Origin of the sequence: Thalassospira sp. MIT1004 (assembly GCF_001858545.1) — a bacterium.
GTDB lineage: Bacteria > Pseudomonadota > Alphaproteobacteria > Rhodospirillales > Thalassospiraceae > Thalassospira > Thalassospira xiamenensis.
Genome location: NZ_MCAO01000047.1, coordinates 239,544 through 245,937 on the forward strand (window position 1 = coordinate 239,544; position 6,394 = coordinate 245,937).

The window sequence follows — 6,394 nt, forward strand, 5'->3', positions numbered from 1 at the left end:
GGCAACGTCAAGTGGCAATATTGCGGCACGCCGCATATCCTTATATTTCAAAAGATTAGGTGCCCTTGTTATTGTTCACCCCGGCGATTACGATCATTTTCAGACATCAACCTCGCAAGACGGAATGCCCCATGCTGTCGCAAAACCAGACCACCCTTGAAATCAGCACCACCGGACAGGGCCTGCTTGAAATCACCGATCAGGTCCAGTCATGGATACAGCAAACCGGCATCAAAACCGGTGAGGTGACGATCTATTGCCGTCATACATCCGCCAGCCTGACGATCCAGGAAAACGCCGATCCCGATGTCGTGCTTGATCTTGAAACCTTCTTTGCCCGGCTGGTCGAAGAAAACCCCAGCCTCTATCGCCACACCGCCGAGGGGCCGGACGATATGCCCGCCCACATCCGGGCTGCGCTGACCGATGTGTCACTGACCATCCCGGTCACAAACGGTCGTGCGGTTCTGGGCACATGGCAGGGCATTTACCTGTTCGAACATCGCCACGCCCCGCATCACCGCCAGATCACCCTGCATCTGATCGGGGAAGAGTAATTTGAGCAACTCAATTTCAGCTCTTTTCATTGAAATCTCTTGAAGGTGGAAACTTTTACATTAGAATTTATAAATAAAACTTTTGATTTAAAAAAAGCAATATAAACTCCATTTCGATGAATAAATCAATCTGGAGTAGAAACAATGAGCTTAGACAATCTCTCATTTCCTGTCTCTATCGGTTCAATTACCTTCCCAGAAGTTTTCGTCCGCATGGATGGTACAGGTGTGACCAAGTTTAATGGCGCTGGTTCTGGCACAGTCAATTGTCAATACACTGCCGGACCGTGGGAATTATACAATCTCATACGCAACGATGACGGAACGGTATCATTTCAGTCTTTTTCTTTCCCGAATGTCTTCTTACGAATGGATGGCACCGGTGTTACCAAGTTTAATGGTGCAGGTGCGGGGACGGTCAATTGCCAGTACACTGCCGGGCCTTGGGAAAAATTCAACGTAACTTGCGCATGCGACGGTCCGGCTAATAGTTGCCAAGGTACAATTGAGTCGAACGCCTTTCCCAACGTTTTCCTCCGTACAGATGGCACAGGAGTTACCAAATTCAACGGTGCAGGCGCTGGCACAGTCAATTGTCAATACACTGCTGGGCCCTGGGAAAAATACCAGTTTGGCATTCACTTGAATAAAGCAATTGTGAAGCTCGGGGATATGTACCCAACCTATCAATCTGATCTACAGCAATATGCGCAGCAAATCATCATGAACATCGTCAACTGCACAACGCCACAAGACGATGAACTGGGTCAACTGAGCCAATTTTTCAACGACGTCACAGACTTTTCTTCCCCGGAGCCGACAACGGTCTCATCGGATTGCGCCTTGAATTGCGCAGGCATGTGCCTCAGCGCAATTTCACTAGTAGTCTCATTAATGGGTTACAGAACAACTTTCGGCAACCCTCAGATCAATTCCGTGAAGGCCGCGATACAAAGAGTCGGGGGGAAATTCATTCAAGATATAAAAATAATTGCATCCGACTTGAAGGCAACCGGAAAATTAAAGGCCAACGCGGAACAAGTCTTCAAATTGATTTCGCTGATTTGGGAGTCAGGTGACATACTCAAATCAATTGTTTCCGCTCTTGCCGGTTCTTTAGGCTGGTGGGACGCCTTAAAACTTGCGATTGTTGCCTTAGCAACTATTGCCGCTTGGATTGCCACAGATGGCATTGCGCTAGTGCTTGAAATCGTCACAATTGGGCTTAGCCTGGTTGAATTCATCCAATATGCACACGGCGTTACCACAAACTGCATCGAAGGAAGTTGCCAGTTGGAAACAGCTGCGACCTCAGCATAGCCTGATTTAACCGACCTACCTCGGCAAGAAATGAAAACGATCTTTTTGTCGGGGTAGGCCTTTTTCACTTCTATGATCTTCTCTTTGCTACGACATAGTTCGCATATTAATCGAAGAATCAAAAAATTTGGATTACGGTATTAGCCTGTTTTTCATGCATATTGGCATAGTCATATCTATGCTAACTGCGACAGCCAGATACCCCTGATCTGGGTATCAAGCAGGTCGCGCAATGTCGCGCACATGTCTTCGCAATCGTAATTCTCCGCCCCGACATGTTCATGGATGGTGAATAAAAACAGCGCGATAACGGTTTTGTGGATCGCCTCGGGTTCGATTGCCGGGTTCAGCTCCCCGTCAAGCTGCGCATCCTCGATCAGGCGCATCACCGCATCAATCAGGCCGCTACCGCGCATCAGCTCCTTGACCGCCCCCTTGCGCGGTGAAAACACCAATTGCTGCAAAATCACCTGCCAAAGTCCCGGCTGCAACGCGATCTGCGCAAAGCGATAGGATGCGATATGCATCAGCTTGTCGACAAAGCACCATTCGGGCTCCATCGTATGCAGCCCCTGCTTGATCGCATCAGCCAGATGGTCGCCCACACTGGAGATCAGCAATTCTTCCTTGGTCGGGAAATGGCTGAAAATCGTGCCTTCGGCAACCCCGGCTTCCCTGGCGATTTCGCGCGTGGATGTCCCGTCATAACCCTGCGCGTCAAAGCATTTGCGCGCCGCGATCAGGATGTTTTCACGCGTCTGTTCGCGTTTGGTCGCACGGCGGTTCACACCGGTCTGCATAAGACATCCCCTGCTTAATTGAGCACACTCAATGAGCATACTCAATTAAACCTGATGCCTGCCGCTGTCAATTGCCTGTCATTTCGGGATGTGTTTCAAGCTCGGCCTGATAGGTGGCGTTTTCGCAAGGAGCAAAGATATCCTGCCCCTTGCGATAGACCGATGTTTCAACCCCCATCACGCCCAGCACGGTTGAAAACACATTGTCATGCGAAAAGCTGCCGGTTCTGGCCTGATCGCTAAGACAGACGCGATTGATCCCGTGATCGGCGACAAACCCGTCCGACGCCCAGACAAACATCGGCACCCGCGTCTGTTCGTCCGGGGCAAACATGTATGGCGCGCCATGAAGATACATGCCGCTTTCGCCAAGCGATTCCCCATGATCGGACACATACAGCAGCACGGTATTGTATCGGTCCTGATAGGACTGCAACCGTTCCACCAGCCTTGAAATCACAAAGTCGGTATAGCGGATCGTGTTGTCATAGGTATTGATCAGCTCCTGCTGCGTGCAGTTTTCAATATCGCTGCGCGGGCAGTCGGGGGTGAAAAACCGGTGTTCATCGGGATAACGTTTGTAATAGGTCGGCCCGTGGCTGCCCATCAGATGCAGGGTCACCAGCCGGTCGCCCGCCATCGCGGCAATCTGTTCGTCAAGCCCGTCCAGCATCACCTCGTCATGGCAGGTGCCGTTGGCGCAATATTGCGGGAAATCTTCGGGTTTGATGTCAACATTGGGGATGCGGTCACACGCCCCTTTGCAGCCTTCGTCATTTTCCTTCCAGAACACCGAAACACCGGCCTTCGCCACCACATCCATCAGGCTTTCGCTATGGCTGGCGACCTCGCCATTGTAATTGGCATGATCCATGATCGAAAAAATGCACGGCACTGAAACCGCCGTTGCCGTCCCGCAGGACCGCACATCCTGAAACGCCAGCATTCCCGGTATTTTCTGGGTGAATTCTGATGTCGGGCGGGCATAGCCATTGGCCTGCACACTTTGCGCCCGTGCGGTTTCCCCGATCACCAGGAACATCAGGGTCGGCTTGCCGTTGCCCGCGACCTTCACCACCTGATGGGCGTCATTGCCGACCGTCTGGAATGGCATCGATGACGATACATAGCGCCGTTTGACATACTGAATACTGCCCGTCACGTAATTGACCGGCGAAACTTCCTTGCCCAGCACCTTGTGATTGCGCCCGACCGATGCGTAATCCTTGAAATAAAGCCCGGCAATCCCGCCAAAAAGCACCAGTGGCACCGCCATCATCGCCACCCGTTGCACAAACCCGCGCAAAACACTGCGCGGATAGCGCACCGGCAGCAGGAACAGCAAGATCACCGGCACGATCCCGGTCCCGATAAACCAGATCGCCGATTGCATGTTCAGATACGAAAACGCTTCGGCGGAATTGGTTTCGACCACATTTTCAATCATGCCGCGGTCAAACACGATGCCGTATTTGACCATCGCATAATTCGCAAGCGCGCCGGTCAAAATCAGCAGGGCAAAAAACGGCTTCAAAAGGTATCTGAACGAAAACGGCGTGAATAAAACGATGGACCCCAGCAGCAAAACAAACGGCGCACTGGCCGCAAAGCCAAGGTCATAGGCATCAAGCTGCCCAAGAATGCTATAAAAATGCCCCAGAACCTTCCAGTTCAGAACAAGCGCGAAATAAACCGCCAGCCCGACAATGACAAAACGATAATCAATCGGCGAAAAACGCAATCGCATCCGGTTAAAAAAGCGAACAGGAAGGCTGAAACGGGACATCGGCACTCGCACAAAAGGGGGCAAATGCCCCACGTCTGCGCTGCAATATGTGTCCGCGTTTGGCAACCGGACCAACAATGCCGGGATCAACCCGATCACGTGGGGCAACCGGTCAAACCAACCGGCCCCCGATTGCTATCAATCGAAACTGACAGCAACCTGAACGGTGCTTTCCTGCCTTTGGAAAAGGGGGTTCAGGCGGTTTTGGCTGCCCGCTTGCGCATTCTGCTTTGCCGAAGTCCAAGGTAACTGTGCGTCGCCAGTGTGACGATCACGATTGACCCGCAAATAAGCGTCGTGCGGCTGGGCACCTCGTCAATCACCAGCCACACCAGAAGCGATCCGAAAATCGCCTCGTTCAGCATGATCAGCCCGGCCTCGGCCGCCGGGATTTTCTTGGCCCCGGCGGTAATGAACAGAAACGACAGCGGCAACACCACACAACCCAGCAGGATCAACCAAATCGGATCAAGCGGTTGAAGCGCCATCGGGCTGGCGCTTGGCACCATGATCAGGGTCGCCAGAAACGCCCCCACCATCATCGCACGCACCGCATCGATATGAATGCGCGTACCGACCACATTGAAATAACACGCCATGCAGATCGCCGTACCAAGGGCAAGAACATCGCCAAGCGTATTGGCCCCGCCAAACCCCGCCCCGACAATCGCCGCAAGCGAGACAAACACCACGACGGACGCAATCCATGTCCGCACGGCCAGAACGCGCTTGAACACAAACACCGCAATCAGGGCCGATAATAACGGGGTCGCGGCAATGATCACCAATGTATTGGCCGCATCGGTATTACGGATCGACAGGATGAAACACGCACTTGTCCCACCATAAAACAGCCCGGCCAGCATTTCATCACGGGTCGGCATCATCGCATGGCGCAATGACTGACGGCGGCGCACCCCGCGCCAGAACGCGATCAGGGCAAGTGTGGACCCAAGGATCAGCAACCGCCAGAACGCGGTCGTCATGTCATCGGCCTTGACCAGCCTAACCAGAAGCGCATCGGGACTGATGATCAGAACCCCGATCAGCACAAGCCACGCACCGTGCAAATCGGCAATTTTAAACCGTCCTGATCCCATTTCGTCCGCGTCCCCTGATTGTTTTATGCCATCCGTTTACGGCTTGGCTTTCTTGTGCGACGGATTGGGGTATATGACAAATCCAAATTTCTCATCAATCGATCAGCATTGCTGATGCAAGCCTCCCCCCACCGCACCATTTCACACAAAAGAAATGGTTTTGTTTGCGCGCCAAGGCCGATAAGTTGGAACCGTTTTCGCCACACCCAATCACGAGGATCAAATCCATGGCCGGAAAAATCGACGCTCGCCTTGCCGAACTCGGCATCACCCTGCCCCAGGCAAATGCCCCGGTTGCCAATTACGTGCCCTATGTCCGTTCCGGCAATCTTGTGCATGTCTCGGGTCAGATCACCATGGAAAACGGCGAACTGAAATTCATCGGCAAGCTTGGCCGCGATTATCAGGTCGAAGACGGCCAGAAAGCCGCCCGCCTTTGCGCGCTCAACCTGATCGCACAGGTCCGCGCCGCGATTGGCGATCTCGATAATGTCAAACGCGTCGTCAAACTGAACGCGTTTGTCAATTCCGACCCCGCCTTCACCGATCAGCCCAAGGTCGTCAATGGCGCCTCCGACACCATGGTCGAAGTTTTCGGCGATGCTGGCAAACACGCCCGCTCCGCCGTCGGCGTTGCGTCCCTGCCGCTCGGCGTTGCGGTCGAAATCGACGGCATCTTCGAAGTCGCGTAATAGCCCCGATCCATGGGTACAAAATCGCGCAAACATCCAAAAGCCGGGCTCATGCCCGGCTTCAGACTGCTGACAAAGTCCTCGCCATTGGCGGGGACTTTTGATTCAATGGGGAATGCTTAAGAAACCCAGCCCACAT

The 6,394-nt window shown here is 53.1% G+C and carries 6 protein-coding genes; 3 read left to right on the forward strand and 3 right to left on the reverse strand.

Translation table 11 applies throughout. The annotated features are described in order from the left end of the window. The first annotated feature begins 131 nt into the window (after positions 1-131). Positions 132-557, forward strand: coding sequence for a secondary thiamine-phosphate synthase enzyme YjbQ (locus tag BC440_RS22280; protein WP_071241438.1), 426 nt, complete (start codon positions 132-134; stop codon positions 555-557). Between the two features lie 144 nt (positions 558-701). Beyond that, positions 702-1,877 (forward strand): hypothetical protein, encoded by a 1,176-nt coding sequence (locus BC440_RS23215; protein ID WP_071241439.1) that lies wholly within the window; start codon positions 702-704, stop codon positions 1,875-1,877. Positions 1,878-2,053: 176 nt separating this feature from the next. Here BC440_RS23215 and BC440_RS22290 read toward each other — a convergent pair whose 3' ends face one another. From BC440_RS22290 to BC440_RS22300, 3 genes are all read right to left on the reverse strand, one after another. Then, the gene (locus BC440_RS22290; protein WP_071241440.1) at positions 2,054-2,677 is read right to left on the reverse strand and encodes a TetR/AcrR family transcriptional regulator; all 624 of its coding nucleotides are present in this window, start codon (positions 2,675-2,677) and stop codon (positions 2,054-2,056) included. Between the two features lie 67 nt (positions 2,678-2,744). Continuing rightward, on the reverse strand, positions 2,745-4,463 hold the full coding sequence (locus BC440_RS22295; RefSeq protein ID WP_247643645.1) for a phosphoethanolamine--lipid A transferase: 1,719 nt from the start codon (positions 4,461-4,463) through the stop codon (positions 2,745-2,747). 194 nt (positions 4,464-4,657) lie between these two features. Then, the gene (locus BC440_RS22300; RefSeq protein WP_071241441.1) at positions 4,658-5,563 is read right to left on the reverse strand and encodes a DMT family transporter; all 906 of its coding nucleotides are present in this window, start codon (positions 5,561-5,563) and stop codon (positions 4,658-4,660) included. A gap of 227 nt (positions 5,564-5,790) precedes the next feature. On the opposite strand from BC440_RS22300, the gene BC440_RS22305 reads away from it, so the two are divergent. Continuing rightward, positions 5,791-6,255, forward strand: a complete 465-nt coding sequence (locus BC440_RS22305) for a RidA family protein (protein WP_037987824.1) — start codon at positions 5,791-5,793, stop codon at positions 6,253-6,255. The last annotated feature ends 139 nt before the right edge of the window (positions 6,256-6,394 follow it).